Raw genomic sequence first — 25,345 nt, forward strand, 5'->3', positions numbered from 1 at the left:
GTGTCCGTATCACTTTGGCAGAGATGCGCTAAGCTTCTAGAAGAAGAATATCCGCCGCTGCTATTCAATACCTGGCTACGCCCATTGCAAGCCCAATACCAGGACAATAATCTGGTTTTATTAGCGCCCAACAAGTTTATCGTCGAATGGATTAAACAGAATTTTTTCACAAGAATACGTGAGTTGGTGATGCAATTAGCCGGCGACCAGATATCTTCGGTGACCATTGCAATTGGCAGCAGCGAACCTGCTTCTCCTCCAGCCTCTGTCCAGGTATCTGCTGGAGTAGATACCTCGTCACCAGCGCCTGACCGGGATGACAGCAAACAGGTTTATATAAAAACGGCTTCCAAGAAAACCGCGGACTATAAAAATAGCTATCTGAATAAGAAGTTTCATTTTGGCAGTTTTGTGGAAGGCAACTCCAACCAATTAGCCAGAGCTGCATCTCTGCAGGTCGCTGAGCGGCCGGGTGATGCCTATAATCCTTTGTTTATATATGGGGGCGTGGGTTTAGGTAAAACGCATTTAATGCATGCAATTGGAAATATGATCCTTAAAAATAATCCTGAAGCAAAAGTGCTTTATTTGCATTCTGAGCGTTTTGTTGCCGATATGGTTAAAGCTTTGCAAACCAACTCAATTAATGAATTCAAACGTTTTTATCGTTCCCTAAACGCTCTACTCATCGATGATATTCAGTTTTTTGCCGGAAAGGATCGCTCCCAGGAAGAATTTTTCCATACTTTCAATGCTTTATTAGAAGGTCAGCAGCAAATTATTTTGACTAGTGATCGTTACCCGAAAGAAATTGAGGGTATGGAAGAACGACTTAAGTCCCGATTTGGTTGGGGGCTGACAGTTGCTGTGGAGCCGCCCGAACTCGAAACACGCGTTGCTATTTTAATGAGCAAAGCCGAACAATCCAGTATTGAGCTTCCCTATGAAGTGGCTTTTTTTATTGCCAAACGTATACGCTCCAATGTTAGGGAGTTGGAAGGTGCTTTGCGTCGGGTCATTGCGAATGCTCATTTTACTGGTAAACCCATCACTATTGACTTCGTTCATGAAGCCTTGCGAGATTTGCTCGCATTACAGGATAAATTAGTAACTATTGAGAATATTCAAAAAACCGTAGCGGAATATTATAAGGTTAAGGTAGCTGATTTGCTTTCAAAACGACGCAGTAGATCCATTGCCCGTCCCCGGCAGATGGCAATGGCATTAGCGAAGGAATTAACAAATCACAGCTTGCCAGAAATAGGCGATCATTTTGGTGGCCGCGATCACACGACTGTACTGCATGCGTGCCGGAAAGTGAAAGAGCTTTTACAGGATGAAAGCAGTTTTGCTGAGGATTATAAAAATCTTATGCGTATATTGTCTTCCTAAGGAAAAATTGTGCTCAGTTTTAATGTTGCTAAAAGTGAATTATTACCAAGATTATTAATTGTTTCCGGTGCTGTAGATAAACGGCAAAGCCTTGCAATTTTAGCTAATATTCTCCTTCGCCTGGAAAATAACCAGTTGACCATGATTGCAACAGATCTGGAAATGGAAATTGCCTCGTCTCTTCCTTGTAGTTTTGAAGCGCCGTTAAGTGAGCTGACTGTACCAGCAAAAAAATTTATTGATATCATACGCTCATTTGATGATGATGTAGCCCCTACGATCAGTCTGCAGGCAAATACTGTTCTGATTAAATCTGGCCGTAGCCAGTTTAAATTGGCTACCTTACCTGCTGATCAGTTTCCCGCTTGTAATCAGGAGCAATCCGAGTATCAATTTTCTATTTCGCGAGCAGCGTTGATTCATTTATTCCAATCCACCCATTTCGCTATGTCGCAGCAAGACGTTCGCATTTTTTTAAATGGGCTTCTATTTAACGTCGACAAATCATTAATTACCAGTGTTGCTACTGATGGGCATCGCATGGCGATTTGCAAGTTAGAATGTGATACTGGAATTTCTGATCAGCGGTTTTTGTTACCCAAAAAGGGTATTCAAGAAATGTTACGTCTTCTCAACTCAATAGAAGATGAGATGGTTACGGTTTTGGCTGGTAAGTCCCATTTTAGACTGAATACATCCGTTTATTCCTTTACCTCCAAGTTGATTGAAGCGCGATATCCTCCCTATGCGAAGGCCATTCCAGTCGATAATGATAAATTTGTCCTTATCGAGAAAGAACCTTTAAAACGTGCCTTATCCCGTATCATTATTCTCGCTCACGAAAAATCGCGTGCCGTTTTAATGCATGTTCAACCGGGAGCCGGTCTGACCTTAATCGCTAATAATCAGGAGCAGGAAGAAGCCAGTGAACAATTGGAAGCCCAGGTGGACGGCGGTGAGTTAAAAATTGGGATTAATGCCAGTTATTTGCTGGACGTTTTAAATATTATTTCTGATACGCACATCCGTTTATCTATGTCGAATACAGACAGGAGCATTTTGGTTGAGTCGCTAAGCGATGAGTATTATCAATATATTATTATGCCCATGAAGCTATGAAACTGGCTGAATTAAATATCCATCATTTTCGTAATTTCCAATCCGAACAGTTTACCCTTCACCCTCAAATTAATATTATCTCAGGTAATAATGGCAGTGGGAAAACGAGTTTTCTTGAAGCCATTCACCTACTTTCCACAGGGCATTCATTTCGTACACGAGAAACGTCCAGTATCGTCTCATTTGGTAATGTTGAAACAGTCATTTTTGCAAGAACCATTGACGAGCAGTCGATCAGTATAAAAAAAATAATACGTGGTGCTGCAATTGCTAAAATTAATCAACAGCCTTGTTCCTCCTCTAGCCAATTAGCAAGCTTTCTACCTTGCCAGCTATTTTATCAGAGTATTTTTCAAATCATCGATGCGGGACCTTCTCATCGCCGCGAACTCATCGATTGGGGCGTGTTTCACGTGGAACATTCCTATTTTCAGTTGTGGAAAGATTATTCTCAAGCGTTAAAACAACGTAATGCCTTGCTGCGTCAGTCAGCAAAAAGAGAATTGCTTGCCCCCTGGAATAAAATCATGAGTGATTTGGCTGATTTAATCGATGAGCATCGAACGCGATATTTTAAGCAATTACAGAAGCAATTTAGCGAATTGCTCTCTCAATTAACCCATTTCGATGCGAATATTACTTATTACAAAGGTTGGGATAAAAAAAACAACGGTCAGTCTTTGGAAGTGCTATTAAATGAAACTTATGAAAGTGATCTGTATCGTCAGTTCACTCAATATGGAATTCACAATGCCGATATAATAATAAATTCCGCAGATGCAAATCTGAAAGCGAAGTCCTTTTTTTCACGTGGTCAGCAAAAAATACTTTTATTTGCACTAAAGTTTGCTCAAACAAATTTGCTTAATAAATCCTGTGTTTTTTTGATTGATGATTTAAGTGCTGAACTCGACCGATTTCATCTTGAAAAGATAATGAACTACATCAAAAATTCAGGCAATCAATTTTTTATTACAGCGCAACCCGATGAAGATTACTCCCAGTATTTAAATACCGAACAAGTGCAGGAAATATTACTGTGATGTGAATGTTTCACGTGAAACTTTCTTTCATTCAATCCCAGGCATGTAAAGACAGACGAATTAATGCTATAATTCGGTTTTTGCGACAACGGCATGTAGAGGAACTTTTATGAGTGTTGATGCGAGTTATGACTCATCGAATATTAAAGTATTAAAAGGATTAGATGCAGTCAGAAAACGTCCAGGTATGTACATTGGCGATACCGATGATGGAACCGGTTTGCATCACATGGTTTTTGAGGTAGTGGATAACGCGATTGACGAAGCCTTGGCTGGACATTGTAAAGAGATTCATGTACGTATTCATGCGGACGAATCTATTACAGTGAAAGACGATGGGCGCGGTATTCCGGTTGATATCCATAAGGAAGAAGGCCGCTCTGCTGCTGAAGTTATTATGACCGTACTGCATGCTGGCGGTAAGTTCGATGATAATTCATACAAGGTATCAGGTGGTCTTCATGGTGTGGGCGTGTCGGTGGTTAATGCCTTATCTGAGGAGTTACACCTGCTTATCCGTCGGCATGGAAAAGTGCATGAGCAGCACTATCGCAATGGTGTTCCTGACGCGCCGTTGGCGGCGACAGGGGATGCAAATTCCACAGGAACTCAAGTCTGGTTCAAGCCAAGTGCCAATACATTTTCTAATATTGAATTTCATTATGATATTCTGGCAAAACGTCTGCGCGAATTATCTTTCTTAAACTCTGGCGTATGCATTCATCTCTTTGATGAGCGCACTCAAAAACAAGATACATTTCGCTACGAGGGCGGTATAAAGGCTTTTGTGGAACATCTAAACCGCAATAAAACGCCAATTATGCCTTTGGTTTTTTCATTGACGGGCGAGAAAGATAACATTCAGATTGAATTGGCAATGCAATGGAATGATTCCTTTCAGGAAACCATCTTTTGCTTCACCAATAATATTCCACAACGAGATGGCGGAACCCATCTTGCGGGTTTTAGAGCCGCATTAACCCGGACATTAAATAATTATATTGAAAATGAAGGTTTTGCAAAAAAAGCCAAAATAACGACTACTGGTGATGATGCGCGCGAAGGATTAACGGCTGTATTATCGGTCAAAGTACCTGATCCAAAGTTCTCTTCGCAAACAAAGGATAAACTGGTTTCCTCTGAAGTGAAGGCAGCTGTGGAGTCCTTAGTGGCGGAAAAATTAAACGACTTTCTATTAGAAAATCCAGCTATTGCTAAATCGATTGTCGGAAAAATTATTGATGCTGCCAGAGCCAGAGAGGCGGCTCGTCGAGCACGTGAAATGACGCGACGTAAAGGCGCTTTGGATATTGCCGGTCTACCTGGAAAACTGGCCGATTGTCAGGAAAAAGATCCCGCACTTTCTGAACTTTATATTGTAGAGGGTGACTCAGCGGGTGGTTCTGCCAAGCAAGGAAGGGATAGAAAATTCCAAGCGATTCTTCCTCTTAAGGGGAAGATCCTTAATGTTGAGAAAGCACGATTTGATAAAATGCTTTCCTCTCAAGAGGTTGCAACGCTGATTACCGCTTTGGGATGCGGAATTGGTCCAGATGAATATGATCCAGACAAGATTCGTTATCACCGCATTATTATTATGACGGATGCGGATGTGGATGGCTCACATATTCGAACTCTGTTGTTAACATTTTTCTATCGCCAAACTCCCGAACTCATTGAAAGGGGTTATATCTATATTGCACAACCTCCTTTATACAAAGTAAAACGTGGCAAGCAGGAACAGTATGTTAAAGATGATGAAGCGCTTTATGATTATTTAACCCAGAGTGCTTTGGAAGGCGCGTCTTTTTCGCCGGGTACAGATGCTCCGGCCATTACTGCCAAGGCTCTGGAAGAGCTGGTTATGCAATTTAGACGAGTTGAGAAAATTATCAAGCGGCATTCCCGACGTTACAACGTTGATATACTAAAGCGAATAGGTTATTTGCCCAGTTTGCATGCGGATGATTTCAATAATCGCGAAACGGTTAACAGCTGGGCTAACCAATTGCATCAAAGCTTGCAGCAGGTGGCAGCCAAGACACACAACTATGCAGTCGACGTAATTCATAATACGGAAAATGATCACTATCTACCTCGAGTAACAGTGACCCAGCACGGTATGGATTCATATATTATCCTAAATGCCGAGTTTTTCTTTTCCAAAGATTACCGTGAAATAACGGGACTGGGCGCAAAACTTGCAAATTTAATAGAGGAAGGCGCTGCGATAAAACGTGGGGAAAAATCCCTTGAAGTAGAAAGTTTTGAGCAAGCGCTGGGATGGCTGCTGGATGAAGCCAAACGCGGCCAAACTATCCAACGCTATAAAGGATTGGGGGAGATGAATCCAGAGCAACTCTGGGAAACGACAATGGATCCGGAAGTACGCCGTATGCTGCAGGTCAGTATTGAAGATGCTGTTGCAGCTGATGAGATTTTCACCACTTTGATGGGCGATCATGTTGAACCGCGGCGTGAGTTTATTGAGTCGAATGCTTTGGAAGCAGAAAATATTGACGTGTAATTCAATGAACTTTCGGTAAGCAGATCCAAATGTCCTCGATCCTAGTGTGGTGGTACTCTCACGAATCCCCGCGCTGATACCTTCCCGAATCCCCGCGGCTTTGACCGCGGGGCCCATGCCTGTTGAAGTATGTGGTGCTCAGACAAGTTTCAATGTTGCCAAAAAATAGGATTTAACAGATAGTTATAAACATGTGTTCTTAATATTAAATTGGCTTCGTGTGGGCCCTGCGGTCGTTGCCGCGGGGATTCAGTGGTGTTTTCGTTGAGATTCGGGCCGGGTGATGCGGCGGTGATTTAAAAAGTATCTACTTCTAATCAGGAAAAATTCGTCTTGGGATTATAAGGTTTGTAAGATGTTTGAATTCAACGGGTATGAATTGATTGATTTGGATAAATAAGAGAGTAAAGCCACATCCCTGCGGCGAAGCACATTCCTTATGCTGGTCCCTTTGCTGACTTCCTGTCAGACAATCCCTGTCATCCCTTTAGATATAAGTATAATGAAACCTTGGCACAACTCCTAACGTCAAATGATGACGTTGTTGTAAGAGATCTCTCAAAACAACGACAGCCACAACTCGCTATTTGCTTGAGCCCCAACCGAAACAGGAACGTGATTGCTGAGTCGCAGCTTCTTCTTCATCCGATTCATAAGCAGCCTCATCTTTAGGAGCAGCGGTTCTAGCTGATGAACCGAAACAGGAGAATCTGGATTTACCGGGATTGACCTGCTCAGCTGACTTCGCAGAGGAAAATGCTGGCAGTGGGGTAACCTGGACCTCTTCGTCTGAATGATCACTCTGTGTAGATTGATGATGAGTTTGGGCTGTATCCTCTTCTTCATGCTGATCGCCTACTGTTGCTGTACTTGCTTTTTCTTTAACCTCTTTCTCATCCGCTTGAGCTGGACGGTTTTTATGAACAAAATCTGCAATATGTGCAAATACATTAGGCGCATCAGCATTTGGGGATAGCGCTGACAAATGCAAGCAGGCTTGGGCACAATGCTCTTCCTTCATGCCGGCAACCCGTTTTGAAATTGTTTCCAAATGAGGGGTGATACGATTGGATAATCTTGGGAAGTGATGGAAATGGTGATGCAAATCCTGCAAATGAGAAAGGAATTCTTCATCATCTTTACAATCTATTAAGAAGTCCATATGAATCGCTGCATCAATAGCATTGCCAAGCAGCTTGCAAAATTCATGATCCTCATCAATTTTTGTACCTGCTTCAGTTGTTTTGGAAGCAAACGCATTACGCATATTGTTCAATACAACTGTAAGTTCTTCTGCAGGAGTCTTTTCAGCCAGGATATGGGCAATTTTATTCTGATTCTCACTATCGCCCAACAGTTGATTCACAAATTCAGGATAAGGATGAAACAGCTTGGCATCGAATTTACCAGTCCATAGTTTGTGCGGTTTTGCATTATTGATGTCGGTAATAGAACGGATACGGCTATTGATTTCATAAACTGCTTGAAGCTTCTTTGCAAATACGGATGCAGCAGAAACAGCTAATCCGGTAGTTTGTCTGCTAACATTGCGTAGTTCATCTTCGGGACAATGGCTGATAACGTTCGTGGCAAGCAGACGCTGTGTATCCTCGTCCAATTCTGCAAGTGCTTCCTGGTTTTCACTTTCATCAATGGAATTATCAGCGAATAGTTTCTTATAAGCATCTTCTGTTTTGGCAATCTCAGCGAGCTCTGCACTAGTGAATTTCATATAAACTCCTTTATATAGTTGGTTACTGGCCCAATTTAAGCAAACTGTCATATTGTCGGGCGATTTATAGTAACGTAAACACCAGCGGATGTAATGAAAAAAATTAAAGTTTTTTTTTGAAGGGTCGACATCAGTATTGAGTGTGCTTGGCCTCAATAATAAGAATAAGGAGAGGGGCAATGTCTAAAAATTCATTACTGCAAGATCCATTTCTCAATGAACTGCGCAAGGAAAAAGTACCTGTGTCAGTGTTTCTGGTGAATGGCATTAAACTGCATGGGCTTGTTGATTCATTTGATCAATATGTCGTTATGTTGAAAAACTCAGTGACCCAAATGGTGTATAAGCATGCAATATCAACTGTCGTTCCTTCCAGGATGATTAAAATTCCTGCTGGTGAGGAAGATGAAAATATGGCAGACTGATAAATTATGAATATATTGACTGATGGTAGAACTGAGTGTTTGAAAGACCGAAAGCTGGCGAGCGCGCCATTCTCGTGCAATTGGCTCTGCCTGGCCTAAACGCAGAAAGAGCATTACAGGAATTTAAAGAGTTAGCCACTTCCGCGCAAGCGGAGGTGGTCGCTGTTATTACCGGCAGCAGGGCTACCCCTGAAGCCAAATATTATGTGGGTCTCGGCAAAGCGGAGGAAATTCAGGAACAGGTCGCTTTCCATAAGGCTGATCTGGTACTGGTGAATCATGAACTGTCGCCCTCTCAGGAAAGAAATCTTGAACGCTTGCTGCAATGTCGGGTGGTCGATCGAAGCGGCTTGATTCTTGATATTTTCGCCCAAAGAGCCCGCACTTTTGAGGGTAAATTACAGGTTGAGCTTGCCCAATTACAGCACTTATCGACCCGTTTGGTACGTGGATGGACTCATCTTGAGCGGCAAAAAGGCGGGATCGGCTTAAGGGGGCCTGGTGAAACCCAGCTTGAAACTGACCGCCGATTGCTACGCGAACGAATTCGTTACATCAATAAACGCCTTGAAAAGGTTAGGCGCAGCCGTGATCAAAACCGACGGGCGCGGCAAAAGGCGGCTATGCCAACCGTCTCTTTAGTGGGCTATACCAATGCAGGAAAGTCGACCTTATTCAATGCATTGACTGGTGAACAAATTTACGCAGCGAATCAGCTCTTCGCAACGCTTGATCCAACCATGCGCAAGGTCGATTTACCGGGAGCAGGCGCTATTATTCTGGCGGATACAGTTGGTTTTATCCGTGACTTACCCCATCAATTGGTTGAAGCCTTTCGCGCCACACTCGAAGAAACGCAGGAGGCTGATCTCTTGCTGCATGTGGTCGATATTTCTGATCCCATCTGGCGTGAAAATGTGGAGGCCGTGGAACGGGTACTCGCAGAAATAGAGGTTGATGATATTCCCATCATTCAGGTCTTCAATAAAATTGATCAGCAGGAGGGATGGAGTCCCAGGCTGGATCAGCAAGAGGAAGGGACCAAAGTGTGGTTATCTGCAAAAACAGGCGCAGGGCTGGAAGGCTTGCGGGAAGCGATTGCTGCACAACTGCATGGCCAGGCGACTGATGAATTGCTTCATCTTGCACCTGATCAGGCAAAGCTGCGTGCCAATCTATATGAGCTTAATGCCGTGAAATCTGAAAAAATTAATGAAGAAGGAGGCTGGGACCTCAGTGTACGCCTGACGAAAGCGCAGCGCGATTTCTTATTTAAGTAGGCTGGACTGCAAAGCCCAGCGGACAACCAAATGCCGCACTTTACAGCCCAGCCTACATTTTTTACAATTCATGGCTTAACACAGAATCCTGCGGGTTATATGCGTGTCCTTCATTTTTACAAAACATACATCACCGATACAAAAGGCGGTGTTGAGCAATTTATATATCAGTTAATCAACAGTGTAAGTGCCCTAGGGGTGTCCAGTGAGGTATTGGCCCTCAGTGCGGACAAATCAGCAGAGACGGTTCAATTTTCCGGGCATACAGTTCATCGCGCTCCCCTTGATCTTCAATTGGCATCCACCGGTTTTTCTTTTTCTGCCATACGCCGATTTAGTGAGCTGGCGAAGGATGCAGATGTAATCCATTATCATTTTCCATGGCCCTTTATGGATGTGGTGCATTTTGCATCGCGAATAAAAAAGCCGACGGTAGTCACTTATCATTCCGATATAGTAAGGCAAAAGAATTTATTGAAGTTATATCAACCCCTGATGCATGCCTTCCTGCGACGGGTGAATCGTATTGTGGCAACTTCGCCCAATTATCTCGCGAGCAGTAAAGTACTAAATCGGTATCAGAACAAGACCAGTATTGTACCGATTGGATTAGATGAAACAGTGTATCCCCTTCCCAGTGATGAAAGAATGAAGTACTGGCGGCAGCGTTTAGGGGAACGCTTTTTCCTCTTTGTTGGAATGCTGCGTTATTACAAAGGCTTGCACACCTTACTATCAGCATTGCCTGGGCTTGATTATCCGGTAGTCATTGTCGGAAATGGTCCAGAAGAGATGGCCTTAAAGCAGCAGGCAGAGGATCTTGGCTTAAAACAGCTTCATTTTGTGGGTTCTGTCAATGAAGAAGACAAAATGGCTTTACTCAAACTCTCCTATGCATTTGTTTTCCCCTCCCATCTGCGTTCGGAAGCATTCGGGATTTCACTGCTCGAGGCGGCAATGGCCGCCAAACCGTTGATTTCCTGTGAAATTGGCTCCGGAACCAGTTTCATAAACCAGAATGAGGAGACCGGCCTGGTCATTCCTCCCGAAAATCCCCAGGCATTGAAAAATGCGCTGCAATACTTGTGGAATAACCAGCAGTCCGCTGAAATTATGGGCAGAAATGCAAGAAAGCGTTATCTTGACTGTTTTACTGCTGACAAAATGGCAGCGGATTACAGCACTATCTATCACCAGGTCGTTAGCGATTCCAGCGTATAATGTTCCATTCTGATACGGACTGAGGTAAACTCCCAGAAACTTTTTAACCATGTGTTCTTAAAAAGGCATGTCGACAGACAGTTCACCCTCGACGTTTTTCGGAATTCAGTGAGGATTTAATGCAAATAATACCAACAATTTTATGCGGAGGAGCTGGTTCACGTTTATGGCCTGTTTCCCGTGAATTACATCCCAAGCCTTTTATTCAACTTAGCGATGGCCAGACCTTATTGCAAAAGGCATTTCTTCGCGGTGCCTTAATTCCGGGCGTCAAGGAAGTAATGACTGTTACCAACCGCGAATTATTCTTTAAGATTCAGGATAATTATCGCGAGGTGAATCAAGCGTCCCTTTATTCATCTTTCATCCTTGAACCTTTTGGCAGAAATACGACAGCCGCAGTGGCTGCCGCAGCCCTGGCTATCGCCCGGAAATATGGCGAAGAGGCTGTTATGCTGATTCTGGCTGCTGATCACCTGATTGAAAATCAGGATGCCTTCCAGACGGCTGTGGCCCAAGCCAGTGCTTTGGCTGCTGCTGGGCATCTGGTTACCTTTGGTATTGAACCCAGCCATCCAGAAACCGGTTATGGGTATATTGAAGCCAATATTACAGCGCCGATTAACCTGCAGAGCAATAACGCCAAGCCTGAAGGCTATGCGGTAACCCGTTTTGTAGAAAAACCCTCTCGAGAAAATGCGCAGGCGTTTATTGAATCTGGTCATTACCTGTGGAATTCCGGCATGTTCTGCTTTACTGCTGGCCGTATCCTGGAAGCGCTGGAAGAATTCTGTCCCGACATTTTAAATGCGACCGCTTCTTGCATCGCTGCTTCAAAACATGAACAAAGCAAAGAGTTCGAGCAGATCCAGCTCGATTCAGGTTTATTTGCGCAGATACCGGATAATTCCATCGATTATGCTGTGATGGAGCCTGCTTCCCATGCGTCAAGGGTTGCTGTAGTCCCCTGTAATATTGGCTGGAGTGATATTGGTTCCTGGAGCGCAATCGGTGATTTGTCAATGCCCGATGAGGCCGGTAACCGCGTGGAAGGCCATGCCCTGATTCATGAAAGCAGCAATTGCTATATCCAAAGCAATGACCGTTTAGTCGGTGCTGTGGGTGTAGATGATTTGATTATCATTGACACGCCTGATGCCCTGCTGGTCGCTAACAAGCAACGTGCACAGGATGTCAAACACGTTTATGCGGAATTAAAAGCACAGGGTCATGAAGCGCATAAACTGCATCGAACAGTTCATCGCCCCTGGGGAACCTTTACTGTTCTCGAAGAAGGCACGAACTTCAAAATCAAGCGGATTGAAGTAAAACCAGGAGCCAGTTTAAGTTTACAAATGCACCATCATCGCAGCGAACACTGGATTGTGGTTAGCGGTATGGCAAAAGTGGTTAACGGTGATCAGGAAATGCTTGTAGGTACTAACCAGTCGACGTATATTCCTGCAGGGCACCGCCATCGCCTCGAAAACCCCGGCGTGTTGAATCTGGTCATGATTGAAGTACAGAGTGGAGAATATCTCGGGGAAGATGATATTATCCGTTTCGAAGATAATTATGGACGTGTGTAATGACTGGTTTAACCTGTTTTAAGGCCTATGATATTCGCGGCCAATTGGGTATTGATCTGGATGAAGGCATTGCTTATCGGATTGGACGGGCGTTTGCCCAATTCCTTTCCGCCAAGCGTCTTGTTGTCGGCGGGGACATCCGCTTATCAACAGAATCTTTGAAAGCAGCGCTTATCCGTGGGATCAATGATGCCGGCGCTGATGTGATTGATCTGGGCCTGACAGGGACGGAAGAAGTCTATTTTGCGTCTTTCCATCTCGATGTTGATGGCGGTATTGAAGTAACCGCCAGCCACAATCCGATGAATTATAATGGCATGAAGATGGTTGGACGAGGTGCTTTACCGATTAGTGGGGATAGCGGGCTTCGAGAAATCCAGCGTCTGGCCGAGCAGAATGAATTTATCACGCCGGTAAAAAAGGGAACCTGCATTAAGCAAAGTATCTTACAGGCATATTGCGATCATCTTCTTGGATATCTGGATCTGGCCACCATAACCCCTTGCACTTTGGTAGTGAATGCGGGTAATGGCGCAGCGGGTCATGTAATCGACGAGCTGGAAAAACGATTTAATAAACTTGAAATCCCTGTTCATTTCATCAAAATTAATCATGAACCGGATGGTCATTTTCCAAACGGTATTCCCAATCCCTTATTGCCGGAAAATCGATCCTCAACTGCCAATGCAGTGATTCAGCATCAGGCGACTATGGGTATTGCCTGGGATGGTGATTTCGACCGCTGTTTTCTTTTTGATGAAAAAGGGCAGTTTATTGAGGGTTATTATATCGTAGGATTGTTAGCGGCAACGTTTCTTAATCAGCATCCCGCTGAAAAAATTATTTACGATCCACGCCTGACCTGGAACACCATTGATGTGGTCAGCAATGCAGGCGGCCTGGCGATACAAAGTAAAACCGGCCATGCCTTTATCAAAGAAAGAATGCGGCAGGAAAATGCCATTTATGGTGGTGAGATGAGTGCTCATCACTATTTTCGCGATTTTGCCTATTGTGACAGCGGCATGATTCCCTGGCTGCTTGTTATTGAGTTGTTGTCCAAAACAGGTAAAACTTTGTCGCAGCTCGTTAAAGAGCGAATGTCTCTCTATCCTTGCAGCGGTGAACTGAATTACAAGGTAACCGATGTTAACCCGGTCCTTGAACGAGTGTTGAATTATTATTCGAACACTGTTAATACAGACGAGGAAGTTCCTCATATTGACAAAACCGATGGCCTAAGTCTCGAGTTCAGCAAATGGCGCATGAATATTCGCGCCTCCAATACTGAACCCCTTTTACGGCTTAACATTGAGTCACGCGGTTGTCATTCATTGGTTAGCGAACGGGTACGTGAAGTCGAGTCATTAATTAATGCAGACTAGCTCACGTTTGATCAGAAAATTACGAAAAGGTGTTTGAAGGAAATAGCATGCAAAAGAAAGTCGCATTAATTACTGGTATCACTGGACAAGATGGAGCTTATCTTGCTGAGTTACTTTTGGCAAAAGGCTATGAGGTTCATGGTATCAAACGCCGCTCTTCTTTATTTAATACGGACCGTATCGACCATCTCTATCATGATCCGCACTGCAAGGGCTATGATCTGACCCTGCATCATGGCGATCTGACTGATTCCTCCAGCCTGATTCGTATTGTGCAACAGGTACAACCTGATGAGATTTATAATCTCGCAGCCCAAAGTCACGTGGCTGTTTCTTTCGAAGAGCCTGAATACACCGCCAATTCGGATGCGCTTGGTGCATTAAGGCTGCTGGAAGCGATTCGAATTACGGGTTTAGAGAAAAAAACCCGCTTTTATCAGGCCAGTACCTCAGAGCTTTATGGTTTAGTACAGGAAGTACCGCAGCGTGAAACGACTCCCTTTTATCCGCGAAGCCCTTATGCAGTGGCGAAGCTGTATGCTTACTGGATTACCGTAAATTACCGCGAAGCCTACGGCATTTATGCCTGTAATGGCATTTTGTTTAACCACGAGTCGCCTATTCGTGGTGAAACCTTTGTGACCCGTAAAATTACCCGCGCCCTGGCAAGAATCAAATTAGGCTTCCAGGAACGCCTTTATCTGGGTAATTTAAATGCATTACGTGACTGGGGACATGCCCGCGATTACGTTGAAATGCAATGGCTTATGCTGCAGCAAAACCAGGCGGAAGACTTCGTTATTGCTACTGGTAAACAGCATTCTGTGCGTGAGTTCGTAGAAATTGCTGCTCGGCAAATTGGTATTGAAATGCAGTGGGAAGGCGAGAACGAGCAGGAAAAGGGCTACGATGTGAAGACTGGCCGTTGTATTGTAGAAGTCGATCCGCGCTATTTCCGCCCTGCTGAAGTGGAAACATTACTGGGCGATGCGGCCAAGGCTAAAGAAAAATTAGGCTGGGAACCCCAGACAAGCTTTGAAGACCTGGTCACTGAAATGATGCGTGAAGATTTGAAGGAAGCGCAGCGTGATGATTTGATGCGTCAGCATGGCTTTAAGTACAGTAATTTTAATGAATAATGGCTTGCAGGTGATAAAACGATGATTCCAGTCTATCAACCCTATTTCGGTGGCCGTGAAAAAGAGTATGTCAATCAATGCCTGGATTCTACCTGGATTTCTTCCAAGGGAGAGTTCATCGGCAGATTTGAAAAGGCCTTTGCTGAGTACACCGGTTCGCCCTATGCTACTACCGTTTCCAATGGAACGGTCGCCATTCATTTAGCCTTGGAAGCTCTGGGCCTTGGCGAAGGGGATGAGGTTATTGTTCCCACGCTGACGTATGTTGCTTCAGTGAATACCATTATCCAGACAGGTGCTACTCCAGTCTACGTTGATTCTTTGGAACCCAGTCTGCAAATTGATCCGGCCGATGTCATACGCAAAATTACACCACGAACCAAAGCGGTGATGGCTGTGCACCTTTACGGCCTTCCCTGCGATATGGATCAGCTGATGGCTATCTGCAAAGCGCATCAGCTTTATTTGATTGAAGATTGCGCCGAAGCCTTCGGCACTTTCTATAAAGGCCAGCATGTGGGCACTTTTGGCGATGTTGCTACGTTCAGTTTTTTTGGCAATAAAACCATTACCACTGGTGAGGGGGGAATGGTTCTTTGCAAAACGAAAGCATTGCATGAGCGCGCTTACCATCTGAAAAACCAAGGGGTGTCTTCCGAACGCGAGTATTGGCATAACATCGTTGCCTATAATTATCGCATGACTAATATTTGTGCCGCGATTGGTTTGGCACAGCTAGAGCAGGCCGATACCATCCTTGCTAAAAAGCGTGAGATCGCAGCATGGTATGAGGAAGCATTGTCTGATCTGCCCCTGTATTTCCATAAGGAAACGGAAGGCACCCGCCATTCATTCTGGATGTGTTCCATCATTCTTAATGATGCAAAAGAAAGACAAGCGCTGCGTGATTTCCTGAAAGCCAGAGAAATTGAAACCCGACCCTTTTTCCATCCCTCACACCAGTTGCCGCATTGTGCGGCCGCGGGCGAGTTTCCTGTAGCTGTTTCCTTATCTGAGCGAGGCATTAATTTGCCCAGTTCACCGGTGCTGGAATATAAGGATGTGGCCTATATTTGCGAAGCTATCCGTGCTTTTTTTAGTAAATAAGGTTTATTCGGGTGCGGCTGGCCTACAATGAGATTAAAATAGAGACTGATATTGTAACAGGGATAGGCGTGGGTCCCGCGGTCTACGCCGCGGGAATACGGAAGGTCTACGCCGCGGGAATACGGAAGGTCTACGCCGCGGGAATGCGGAAGGTCTACGCCGCGGGAATGCGGAAGGGCTACGCCGTGGGAATGCGGAAGGTCTACGCCGTGGGTATACGGTAAGTCGAATACCCGTGGCGCCGATTATCGAATCCCCGCGGCATCGACCGCGGGGCCCATGTAGTTTGATGAGAGCAACTGTGCACGGCTGTATGTATTAAGCAATAATAAAACTCTTTTTTAGATTGCTTTATTTATAACCATAACTAGCGTATTATTCATCGCAAATCATTTGCATCACTTTATGAAGTACCGAATCAGTTCGGTAAAACCTGGTTAAAAATTTGCGTATGAACAATTATTTAAAAGGCATTTGGACTTCCCGCTTTTTTTGGTCTCACCTGGCAATGGCGGATTTAAGATCCCGCTGGCGCCGCTCCGCAATGGGCATTTTCTGGTCAATTATTCAACCGCTGGGAATGACGCTATTGCTGGCTTTAGTGTTCAGCCGCTTGTTTCATGTCAATATCACTTATTACGCCCCCTATATATTATCTGGATTGATCGTCTGGGAGTTTATTGGTTCTTCATTGACCGGTGGTGCACTTGCTTTTGTCCAGGCAGACGCCTATATCAAGCAGTGCAGGCATCCACTGGCCATATACACTTTGCGTCTGGTGCTCAGCAATTTGATAGTCCTGGCGCTTGCCAGTACCGTTCTTTGGGTTTGGGCTTTGATAGTAATGCCCGAAAACTTCGGCTTCAGCTGGATTGCAACGCTGACTGTATTCCCCTTGCTTGGATTGATCATCTGGCCATTGGCGAGTCTCCTGGCTTATGTGGGTACCCGGTTTCGAGATGTTTCACACGCAATGGGACTCATCCTGCAAGTGGTCTGGTTCATCTCGCCCGTTTATTTTGAAGCAAAAATGTTTCGCAATGGCGGTTTGAGCGCCTTAGTGGATTACAATCCCCTATACCATTTGCTGCAGATTATTCGCGCCCCGGTACTGGAGGGGCAGTGGCCTACACTGGATAATTATCTGGTATGCCTGGGGGCGGCAGCCGTTTGCACTCTCCTTGCTGTATGGGTTGGAAGCAAGGCGGAGCGTCGCGTTATTTTCTACTTATGAAATAATTGTGAACCAATAGTTTTGAAATTTATGAATAAAAATTATATTAACTTAGAAAATGTAAACCTGCATTATGCTTCAGTAGCTTATCAGGAGCGTTCGCTCAAAGCCTTACTAAGCCGCCTGGGGGACAGCAAAAAAAAGAAAAGGGTGACCGATATCCATGCGCTGAAAGACATTACCCTGAATATCAAGGCTGGGGAGCGTATTGGATTAATTGGCCATAACGGCGCTGGGAAGAGCACTTTTCTAAAAACAGTTGCGGGTCTCTATCCTATTTCTTCTGGAAAATTGGATGTCAGAGGTGAAATCAGGTCATTATTTGATTTAAGCCTGGGATTTGAACCGGATGCTACCGGCAGGGAAAATATTCTCTACCGAGGTTTGCTTCTTGGGTTATCCCCAAAGTTCATGAAGAAAAGAGAGGAAGAAATTGTAGAGTTCGCGGGTCTCGGAGAGTTTATTGATTATCCAATAAAAACCTATTCTGCTGGAATGCAGGTGAGGCTTGCATTTGCAATATCTACGGCTGTAGGTGGAGACATCTTATTACTAGACGAAGTGATCGGTACTGGTGATGCCAATTTTATGCTAAAAGCAAAGGAAAGAATCAAAGGACTGATAGAGCAGGCAGAAATATTAGTGCTTGCTTCTCATGACTTTAATGCATTGAGGTCGCTTTGTGAAAGGGGATTAGTGTTCCATCACGGTGTTTTAGTTTATGATGGTCCTGTTTCCGCTGCCATTACTCACTATGAGAAACTAAACCAAGTTGCGTAAATAGCCTTAAGGATATAGCTAATGCAAGCGTTTCATAATAGTTTTTCTCAATTCAAATCAGACAGCTGTTCTGGGAAGCCGAGTTATTGGCTCAGAAAAAAAAGAAAAATTGCTATAGTGCTGCCTTTAGCATATGGCGGCGGTAATTTAAAAGGCGCTTGCCTGCTCGCTGAAACCTTACTTAATGGCAGCAGACAATGTAATGAAGAAGCTGAAATTATTATAACCTGTCTGAAAGAGCAGAAACTGTATGGGCAGGATTTAATCGAGGAATTGCCGGAAGAAATTAAAATCAGGCAGTATCAGTGGGATTTTATTGATGCATCTGCTGCTGAAAAGGCAATGTACTACGCAGGCCATACTCAATGGCAGCCCACTGAGTCCCTCTACTCCATTTTTGATGATAAGATGAATTTCTTAAGCGACTGCGATTTATGGTTAATTATTTCAGATCGAGTCCAGGCTCCCATTTTGCCGCTTAGACCTTATGTCATGATGATTTATAATTATATTGAGCGCTATATACCCGGGATTAACGCAGATAAACAGGTGCTGATTAGCAATGCCCAAAAAGCAAAAGCTGTTTTAACAACCACTAATCAAACTTATCAGGATGCAATGCAATATGGGGGAATTTCCAAAGAAAAGCTCCATAAGTTGCCGATACTCCTCCCTCATTTTAAAATGAAACCGGAAGCATTAGTTGTCGACAGGAATTATTTCTTATGGCCAACCAACGAGGGTGCCCATAAAAATAATTTCAATGGGTTTCAAGCATTAAAATACTATTATGAAGAATTGGAGGGATCGCTTGAGTGCCATATCACCGGCATCAATTCAGCGCAATTGGCAGAGCAGGCCAGTATTTCCAGTCTGATTGAACAAAGTGACAGTTTAAAATCAAATATTCATTTCTTTTCAAACTTAAATGAGAAAAAATATCAGGCTAAGCTAGTAAATGCTTCTTTTCTATGGCATCCAACCAAAATTGATAATGGTGCTTTTTCAGTAATCGAAGCGGCTTTGTATAATGTTCCATCTTTATCCAGCAGTTATCCAGCAATGCAGGAAATTGATAATGATCTTAAATTACATCTGACCTGGATGGATGCCAATAATCCGAATGATATGGGGCGGCAACTGAAATGGATGGAAGCCAATCGAGAGGAGCTCAAGAATAATGTCGAATCTGCAAACGCCATTTCAAACTCTCACTCAGGCAATTTTGCTGTTAAATATTGGAAGGTAATTCGCGAATGTCTATGAAAAAAATCTATGGGATTTATTTGGCTTACCCGCCGACCATTGATTTGCGCGATCAGGGGTTAGGGCGCCACCTGGCAGCCTTTTTAAATGGCGCGATTGAAAGCAAAGGTGCCCATTTCATCATTGTTTGCCCAAGCTGGAGCAAGAAAAGCATTCTGGCTCTAATGAAGGCAGAATCAGTTCCAGAGAGCTCTTTTCAAATTATTGCCCCGGCAAAACCGATTATTAGCCTGCAGTTATTTGATTGGTACCAGCAAATTATTTCGCGTCTCAAGCCAAAAAAAGAAAAGACAAAAAAAGTAACTTTTCTTGATCGGTTTAAGAAAACCAACTTTTATTTTAGAAAAAAAATTCTTACCGCAACCAATATTCTTCAATTCCTTTTATTAGGTGTTCCCGTTTTAATTAGCTTTTTGGTTATCAGTATATTTTCAGCAGTAGATAAAATAGTCAGATTTTTAAATGAATCATTTTTTAAACAAGGCTACATTAAAAAAAGTTGGTTTTTCAAGCGGATAATCAGACCGATTCTTGGAATCATTCGTAGCCCCAAAGATAGTTTTACTGTAACTGGCTGGTTTAAGGTAATTGAGCAGCAAGAAACTGATCTAATGCTTAAGCTGATTGAGGGCATGACTGAAGTGAGAGCCTGGTATTCTCCTACTGCATTCTGGCCCTCTTTCAATCAAATCTCAAGACCGCATCTTATGTGTGTTCCCGATGTTGTCCTCACCGAGTTTCCTATTGGTTTTGCCAATGTTGGCGGCAACCGCTTTTTAGATACATTTAAAACAATAGAGCACGCAATTGAAGGCGGGACTCATTTCGTTACATACAGTGACCATGTTAAGAAAACGATATTAGTTAAACGTTATAAACGAAAGGAAAAACACGTTCGTGTGATTCCCCATGCTGCCAATACCCTCCATCAAATTATTGAACAACAGGCAATGAGCAGTAAGGAAATTGAAAACGCTTATCAACAGCATTTTTCAAACGCATTGACTAAAAGCTCGCTGCAAGAAAATGGCGGCACCGCGGCAAATGCAGATTTGAAGTTTATTTTTTATGCCAGTCAGTTCAGGCCTTCCAAGAATGTAATAACATTGCTCCGTGCTTATCAGTATTTATTGAGGGAACGATTTGTAACCCATAAATTAATCCTTACAGGAAAGCCCAAGGTGATGGAGGAGATTGACCAGTTTATTATTGACAACCAGCTTGGTCATGAAGTTTTATTATTGTCGGGCTTATCAGTAGCGGAACTTGCTGCTTGCTATAAACTAGCCGACTTGGCCGTTAACCCAAGCCTGAGCGAGGGTGGTTGTCCGTTTACGTTTACAGAGGCCTTGTCAGTAGGCACCCCTGTGGTCATGGCTGATATTCCCGTCACGACCGAGATTATCAATGATCCTGGCTTGCAGCAGCAGATGTTATTTGATCCCTATAGTTGGAAATCGCTTGCCGACCGGATTGAGTGGGCTTTGACTAATCGGGACAAATTGTTAAAACAGCAAGTTCATTTCTTCGATAAGCTGGCTCAACGAACCTGGAAGGATGTAGTGAATGATTACATCAATGAGCTTGACAGGATTTCAGAGTCGGTTAATGTTGAAGCCAGTGGACAAGTTATATGAAGCAATTAGTAATCCTGGGATTCGGTGGCCACGCACGCAGTGTGGCGGATATTGCTTTATCCAATGATATTGATTCCCTTGTTTTTATTGATGAAAATGCTGGAGAAAACGAGTATTTCCTTCATTATCCCGTACTTAAGGTTTATACAGGAATGGTCGATGCCTGTATTCCGGCAGCAGGCGATAACCACCGACGCGAACGGCAATACCATTGGGCTATCAGGCAGCAGTGGCCGATGAGTAGAGTATTATCGTACTTGGCGAGACAAGGTGTAGGTTCAGTGGTTGGTGCAGGAACTATAGCTGGACACTATTCATTCGTTGGTCCTATGGCTATTGTGGGAAAGGCTTGTATCATTAACAATGGCGCAATTATTGAGCACGATTGCCATGTGGGTAATTTTTGCCATATTTCGGTCAATGCGACATTGGCAGGCAAGGTCAGTCTAGGGGATTATGTATTCGTTGGTGCTGGCGCTGTCGTCAAGGATGGTATAACGATTGGAAATAACATTATTATTGGTGCGGGGGCTACCGTAACCAGAGATTTGGATATAGCAGGGGTTTATACAGGCACACCTGCTCGGCTTCAAAGGAAATTTGCTGAGGATATGGAATGATAAAGAGATTAATGTGGCTATTAAATCATGGCACTGCCAGAAAATTTGAACTGGCCATAATGAAAAAGCTGGGCGTAGAAGAAATATATTTACCAAAAATATACCCTTCCGATCCAAGGTTTCGCAGTGTATCTGTTGATCATTCTGAAGACCAGAATTTAACTATTCCAAAAAAAGAACTGGATATTTTAAATGCGCAGAACTGGTACATTAATCCAAGTGTTGAAGCCTGGGAAATCGCCAACAAATATTTTCCGGTAATCTTTTTTATTCTGTATGACTGTAATTTACTTAAACTTGTAGCAAAGCATTACAAGGGTATTGCTGTATGGCGGACTTATGGGCTCGATAAAACCCTCTCATACAGTATGATTATTGAACAGACAAACACTAAACGATATGCCGAGCTACTTGGCGAAAGATTAGTTTTTGGCCAGGCGTATCCTCATTTGCATACCATTGAACGCCCCTTCCTTGCCGAGCGGCGTGTGGATTTACCGGCTGGTATGTTTGATTGTGAAATGAATGATGAGTGGATTGGTACCAACAAGAAAATATATTTCGTGTGCCCGGATATTGGATTTAGTGTCTATTATCAACAGATTTACCGGGAGTTTGTAGAACAACTCGGTGATTTTCCTCATGCAATCGCAGGCAGCCAACCTGTGTATGTTTCCGATCCCAATATTCTAGGTTTTGTCGCAAAAGAAGCCCATGAACGCAATATGCGTGAAATGCGGGTGATGTACTATCATAGCTCTGAACCAAACCATATCCACTATCATCCGTTCGAAGCTTTAAAAGCAGGTATGCCGTTGATTTTTATGGCAGGCGGAATCCTAGATCAGTTCGGCGGACATTCTTTACCAGGACGTTGCGAATCCATTGATGAAGCAAGAAAAAAAATAAAACGTATCCTTAATGATGATTGGAGCCTCATCGCTGATATACGAAAAAGTCAGGAAGTGTTGCTAAATCCAATGCGGCTGGAGACTTGCTATAACGATTGGCTGAAAGGATTCCAGCGGATAGCCCAATTGGTGGAAGAGCATAAGAGTCGCCCTCCTGTCATAAAGAAAAAGAAGTTCCGCATCGCCCTTTTTTTCAATGATGCAATAAACTATGAACTTCAGCTAATGATTCAGATGCTAAAAGCCGGAGCTAAGCAGGCGGGTACAGAATTGGATTTAATATTCGCGTTTGAGCAAATACCTGTAATAAGTAAGGAAGAGCTTGCGGAATTCAATTATCGATTATTTAAATGGGTAACACTGGACAGTGAAGCATCATTCAGGGCTTTAAGCTATGAGGGTTGTCCAAAGCCATTGGTAAATGCCGATTTCTATGTTCCTGATGACGGGATTAACTGTTTTCTGGATTGTGACTTATGGATTTTCCCTGTGGACTGTCTACGTTACCCGATCTTACCAATCAGACCCTACATCTTGAATTTACTGAATTTCTCTTCCTCTGCCGAAAAAAATGCCCAGAATCTTTTTGATGATCAACTAATTCCTCATTGCCATATTGCTGAAGCAACGTTTACCACCTCCAGTTATCTGTCAGATAGTTTGGTGCGTGTGATTGGCATTCCGGAAAACAAGGTTGCTCGGTGGGTTGTATGCTCCGAACTTGATGAGATTGCACTGGAAAAAAAACCGGCATTGGATCGCTTCCTCTGGGTTGTTGATCAAAACTGGCAAAAGAACCTTGATATGGTATTAGATGGACTCAGGATTTATTATGAAGAGCTGGGTGGGCAAACTGACTGTTATGCCCTCGGCTTGATGCCTGAAGATGGAATTCTTCTCACTGAGCAACAGCAGCAATGGCTGGATAATGAGAAGAGAATAGTCAGACATAGACGTTTATCTCAGGAAAAATACCAACAGTTACTGCCCACATGTAAGTTTTTATGGCATCCCAGCTTAACAGACGGTAATTTATATACTATCCTTGATTGCTCAAGATTAAACATCAATGTTTTGGCGCTTAGGCAATCCGCACTTGAGTGTATAAATGATCAATTCAAATTAAATATAAAATGGATGGATAATGCGGGTGCGCGGGATTACGCTCATGCACTTAAGCAGATGGAAAGTGGTGTGGATAAAAGAAGCGCTTCCCTGCAAAAAAGGGAGTTTAATAAAAACATGGATCAATTGAAAAAGCATTACTGGGAACTGATAGAGCAATGTCTATAAAAAAATACGGAATATATTTTTCCCATCCTTCGAGATCTGGTTTATATCAAGATGATGAAACCAATCTACTCGCTTTTTTAAAAATTGCAGCAGTACAGGATGAGATTAAGTTTGTAATTGCCTGCCCCAGCTGGGCAAGTGATTCATTAAAAGGGATCCTTCGACATCATTTAATAAATCCGAATGTTTTTGAATTTGTAAGCCCCTCCAGAGAACCATTGATTTGTACAGTAAATGATAGTTTGCAGCATCTGCTTAATAGATCGAAGAGTGGGCTTTGGCCACGTATAAAGGCAAAAACGAAAGAAGCCCTATTGGCTGCTTTTAATGCCTTTATGCTGAGGTTGATATCATCGAGAAGCTGGGTCCATTTTCTGTTCATGGGATTGATAGCATTAGCCGGATGCCCATTCCTGTTTGCCGGCATTTTCCTGTTAAAAGTCAAGCGAGTGGTTTCACGACGGGTTCAACGTGTAAATAACTGGTTGAGAGGAAAATTCTTCGCCTGGTGTTCTAACCTGGACAAATCAATTTATCCTGTAATTATTGCAGCAGAAACACGGCGTATTAACAGGATTATCAATCAGCGCAAGGATATTGAATTATGGCTTATTCCCTCAACCAGCTGGGTTGACGTTAGCCGTATCAAAAAAGAGTGCATAGTACAGGTCATTGAGGAGTTTTATAAATACTCCCCCATACAATTTGCCCGGGATTCACTTTCGTCAATCGATCAACTGCGTCACAGCGGAAAACTAATTGCCAGTGCCAAGCATTTTCTTATTCATAATAAGGCTATGATTGAGGTAATTAACCGGTTTTCCAGAAAAGATAAGAAAATTAGTCTAATTCCCCCTGCATTGTCCAATTTAAAACACTTAATCGATATTAGCGGTTTTGCAGATAATGAGACGGCAAGTAAAACGCTGGCACGAAATTTTATAAGAGTAATATCCTCTCGCAATCTGTTTGATTATTGTCCGATTCATCATTTTTCAAATGAACTGGATTATTTCTTTTATACCAGTGGATCCAGGAAGCGTGGGAACCTGATTAATGTACTTAAAGCGTATAAGTTAATTCTGGGACAAGTGCCGCTAACTACCAAGCTTATTATTAATCAATGTAAAAGCATTCACCAGGATGCCCTCGACTTCATCAAAAATAACGGCTTGTATCAGCATGTCATGTGGTTCGACAATTTGTCCGAACAGGAGTTGGCGGCTTGTTATAAATTGTCCCTTTTTGTTATTGATTCTTCATTTGAATTTGATGATCCTCATACCGTATTATTACAATCATTAGCCTTTAACAAGCCTGTGATTCTTTCAAAAACAATCGAGTCAGAAATGATGTTCGCTAACACAACTGTCTCTTCACACTCTTTATTCGATCCTTATGATTACAAGGAAATTGCTGAGAAAATACGCTGGCTTCTGGGGAATACAGAAAGCCTGCTTTCAATGCAAAAAGAGGCGGCTAAAAATTTTGAGCAGAGGACTGTAGAGCATTTTTTTCGCGATTTCTTACAGCTATTAAATAAACAGGAACCCGTATCAAAAAAGAAAGAAACTGTATCGGAGACGGTGGAATGTGTCGTTGATTAATTCTGTTTATACCAGGTCAAAGAGTGGTGGTAATTAGT

19 protein-coding genes are annotated in these 25,345 nt (G+C 43.3%); 18 read left to right on the plus strand and 1 reads right to left on the minus strand.

The genetic code is table 11. The annotated features are described in order from the left end of the window. From dnaA to gyrB, 4 genes are all read left to right on the plus strand, one after another. Positions 1 to 1,392 (plus strand): chromosomal replication initiator protein DnaA (gene dnaA, locus DYH42_RS00005; RefSeq protein ID WP_425324466.1); only part of this gene is annotated, 1,392 nt, incomplete at its 5' end. A gap of 9 nt (positions 1,393 to 1,401) precedes the next feature. Further along, positions 1,402 to 2,511 carry a DNA polymerase III subunit beta gene (gene dnaN, locus DYH42_RS00010; protein ID WP_058524309.1) on the plus strand — a complete coding sequence of 370 codons (1,110 nt, stop codon included), beginning with the start codon at positions 1,402 to 1,404 and terminating at the stop codon, positions 2,509 to 2,511. Beyond that, entirely contained in the window at positions 2,508 to 3,554 is a 1,047-nt protein-coding gene (gene recF, locus DYH42_RS00015) for a DNA replication/repair protein RecF (protein WP_058524308.1), read from the plus strand. The genes dnaN and recF overlap by 4 nt, the downstream gene beginning before the upstream one ends. 109 nt (positions 3,555 to 3,663) lie before the next feature. Then, positions 3,664 to 6,081: a DNA topoisomerase (ATP-hydrolyzing) subunit B gene (gyrB, locus tag DYH42_RS00020; RefSeq protein ID WP_058524307.1), complete on the plus strand. Its 2,418-nt coding sequence runs from the start codon at positions 3,664 to 3,666 to the stop codon at positions 6,079 to 6,081. A gap of 583 nt (positions 6,082 to 6,664) precedes the next feature. On the opposite strand, the gene DYH42_RS00025 is transcribed toward gyrB, so the two are convergent. Beyond that, entirely contained in the window at positions 6,665 to 7,813 is a 1,149-nt protein-coding gene (locus DYH42_RS00025) for a hypothetical protein (RefSeq protein ID WP_058524306.1), read from the minus strand. A 179-nt stretch (positions 7,814 to 7,992) separates the two neighbouring features. Here DYH42_RS00025 and hfq point away from each other — a divergent pair, with 179 nt between their 5' ends. From hfq to DYH42_RS00100, 14 genes are all read left to right on the plus strand, one after another. Next, positions 7,993 to 8,238 (plus strand): RNA chaperone Hfq, encoded by a 246-nt coding sequence (gene hfq / locus DYH42_RS00030; protein WP_058524305.1) that lies wholly within the window; start codon positions 7,993 to 7,995, stop codon positions 8,236 to 8,238. 35 nt (positions 8,239 to 8,273) lie between these two features. Continuing rightward, complete coding sequence (gene hflX, locus DYH42_RS00035) at positions 8,274 to 9,518, plus strand: ribosome rescue GTPase HflX (RefSeq protein WP_058524304.1); 1,245 nt, start codon at positions 8,274 to 8,276, stop codon at positions 9,516 to 9,518. 30 nt (positions 9,519 to 9,548) lie between these two features. Beyond that, complete coding sequence (locus DYH42_RS00040) at positions 9,549 to 10,739, plus strand: glycosyltransferase family 4 protein (protein WP_272946882.1); 1,191 nt, start codon at positions 9,549 to 9,551, stop codon at positions 10,737 to 10,739. 119 nt (positions 10,740 to 10,858) lie between these two features. Next, positions 10,859 to 12,328 (plus strand): mannose-1-phosphate guanylyltransferase/mannose-6-phosphate isomerase, encoded by a 1,470-nt coding sequence (locus DYH42_RS00045; RefSeq protein WP_058524303.1) that lies wholly within the window; start codon positions 10,859 to 10,861, stop codon positions 12,326 to 12,328. Further along, positions 12,328 to 13,713, plus strand: a complete 1,386-nt coding sequence (locus DYH42_RS00050) for a phosphohexomutase domain-containing protein (protein ID WP_058524302.1) — start codon at positions 12,328 to 12,330, stop codon at positions 13,711 to 13,713. The genes DYH42_RS00045 and DYH42_RS00050 overlap by 1 nt, the downstream gene beginning before the upstream one ends. 47 nt (positions 13,714 to 13,760) lie before the next feature. Continuing rightward, a complete protein-coding gene (gene gmd / locus DYH42_RS00055; protein WP_058524301.1) occupies positions 13,761 to 14,852 on the plus strand; it encodes a GDP-mannose 4,6-dehydratase in 1,092 nt (363 codons plus the stop codon). A gap of 21 nt (positions 14,853 to 14,873) precedes the next feature. After that, on the plus strand, positions 14,874 to 15,959 hold the full coding sequence (locus tag DYH42_RS00060) for a DegT/DnrJ/EryC1/StrS family aminotransferase (protein ID WP_058524300.1): 1,086 nt from the start codon (positions 14,874 to 14,876) through the stop codon (positions 15,957 to 15,959). A 451-nt stretch (positions 15,960 to 16,410) separates the two neighbouring features. Next, positions 16,411 to 17,193 carry an ABC transporter permease gene (locus DYH42_RS00070; RefSeq protein WP_058524298.1) on the plus strand — a complete coding sequence of 261 codons (783 nt, stop codon included), beginning with the start codon at positions 16,411 to 16,413 and terminating at the stop codon, positions 17,191 to 17,193. 30 nt (positions 17,194 to 17,223) lie between these two features. Beyond that, a complete protein-coding gene (locus DYH42_RS00075; protein ID WP_058524297.1) occupies positions 17,224 to 17,973 on the plus strand; it encodes an ABC transporter ATP-binding protein in 750 nt (249 codons plus the stop codon). Between the two features lie 21 nt (positions 17,974 to 17,994). Continuing rightward, positions 17,995 to 19,239, plus strand: coding sequence for a glycosyltransferase family protein (locus DYH42_RS00080; protein ID WP_058524296.1), 1,245 nt, complete (start codon positions 17,995 to 17,997; stop codon positions 19,237 to 19,239). Further along, complete coding sequence (locus DYH42_RS00085; RefSeq protein WP_058524295.1) at positions 19,230 to 20,876, plus strand: glycosyltransferase; 1,647 nt, start codon at positions 19,230 to 19,232, stop codon at positions 20,874 to 20,876. The genes DYH42_RS00080 and DYH42_RS00085 overlap by 10 nt, the downstream gene beginning before the upstream one ends. Beyond that, positions 20,873 to 21,496, plus strand: coding sequence for a NeuD/PglB/VioB family sugar acetyltransferase (locus tag DYH42_RS00090; RefSeq protein WP_058524294.1), 624 nt, complete (start codon positions 20,873 to 20,875; stop codon positions 21,494 to 21,496). Before DYH42_RS00085 ends, DYH42_RS00090 begins: the two co-directional genes overlap by 4 nt. Continuing rightward, complete coding sequence (locus DYH42_RS00095) at positions 21,493 to 23,700, plus strand: hypothetical protein (RefSeq protein WP_065232841.1); 2,208 nt, start codon at positions 21,493 to 21,495, stop codon at positions 23,698 to 23,700. Before DYH42_RS00090 ends, DYH42_RS00095 begins: the two co-directional genes overlap by 4 nt. Then, complete coding sequence (locus DYH42_RS00100) at positions 23,691 to 25,307, plus strand: glycosyltransferase (protein ID WP_058524292.1); 1,617 nt, start codon at positions 23,691 to 23,693, stop codon at positions 25,305 to 25,307. Before DYH42_RS00095 ends, DYH42_RS00100 begins: the two co-directional genes overlap by 10 nt. The last annotated feature ends 38 nt before the right edge of the window (positions 25,308 to 25,345 follow it).

The organism is Legionella birminghamensis (assembly GCF_900452515.1).
GTDB classification, from domain to species: Bacteria; Pseudomonadota; Gammaproteobacteria; order Legionellales; family Legionellaceae; genus Legionella_C; species Legionella_C birminghamensis.

Excerpts from the sequence above, each read along its gene's own strand:
- DYH42_RS00090 (WP_058524294.1), top strand. The coding sequence starts at position 20,873 with ATGAAGCAATTAGTAATCCTGGGATTCGGTGGCCACGCACGCAGTGTG.
- DYH42_RS00085 (WP_058524295.1), top strand. The coding sequence starts at position 19,230 with ATGTCTATGAAAAAAATCTATGGGATTTATTTGGCTTACCCGCCGACC.
- DYH42_RS00075 (WP_058524297.1), top strand. The coding sequence starts at position 17,224 with ATGAATAAAAATTATATTAACTTAGAAAATGTAAACCTGCATTATGCT.
- hfq (WP_058524305.1), top strand. The coding sequence starts at position 7,993 with ATGTCTAAAAATTCATTACTGCAAGATCCATTTCTCAATGAACTGCGC.
- DYH42_RS00100 (WP_058524292.1), top strand. The coding sequence starts at position 23,691 with ATGTCTATAAAAAAATACGGAATATATTTTTCCCATCCTTCGAGATCT.
- DYH42_RS00095 (WP_065232841.1), top strand. The coding sequence starts at position 21,493 with ATGATAAAGAGATTAATGTGGCTATTAAATCATGGCACTGCCAGAAAA.
- gmd (WP_058524301.1), top strand. The coding sequence starts at position 13,761 with ATGCAAAAGAAAGTCGCATTAATTACTGGTATCACTGGACAAGATGGA.
- DYH42_RS00025 (WP_058524306.1), bottom strand. The coding sequence starts at position 7,813 with ATGAAATTCACTAGTGCAGAGCTCGCTGAGATTGCCAAAACAGAAGAT.
- DYH42_RS00060 (WP_058524300.1), top strand. The coding sequence starts at position 14,874 with ATGATTCCAGTCTATCAACCCTATTTCGGTGGCCGTGAAAAAGAGTAT.
- DYH42_RS00070 (WP_058524298.1), top strand. The coding sequence starts at position 16,411 with ATGAACAATTATTTAAAAGGCATTTGGACTTCCCGCTTTTTTTGGTCT.
- DYH42_RS00080 (WP_058524296.1), top strand. The coding sequence starts at position 17,995 with ATGCAAGCGTTTCATAATAGTTTTTCTCAATTCAAATCAGACAGCTGT.
- gyrB (WP_058524307.1), top strand. The coding sequence starts at position 3,664 with ATGAGTGTTGATGCGAGTTATGACTCATCGAATATTAAAGTATTAAAA.
- DYH42_RS00045 (WP_058524303.1), top strand. The coding sequence starts at position 10,859 with ATGCAAATAATACCAACAATTTTATGCGGAGGAGCTGGTTCACGTTTA.
- recF (WP_058524308.1), top strand. The coding sequence starts at position 2,508 with ATGAAACTGGCTGAATTAAATATCCATCATTTTCGTAATTTCCAATCC.
- DYH42_RS00040 (WP_272946882.1), top strand. The coding sequence starts at position 9,549 with ATGCCGCACTTTACAGCCCAGCCTACATTTTTTACAATTCATGGCTTA.
- DYH42_RS00050 (WP_058524302.1), top strand. The coding sequence starts at position 12,328 with ATGACTGGTTTAACCTGTTTTAAGGCCTATGATATTCGCGGCCAATTG.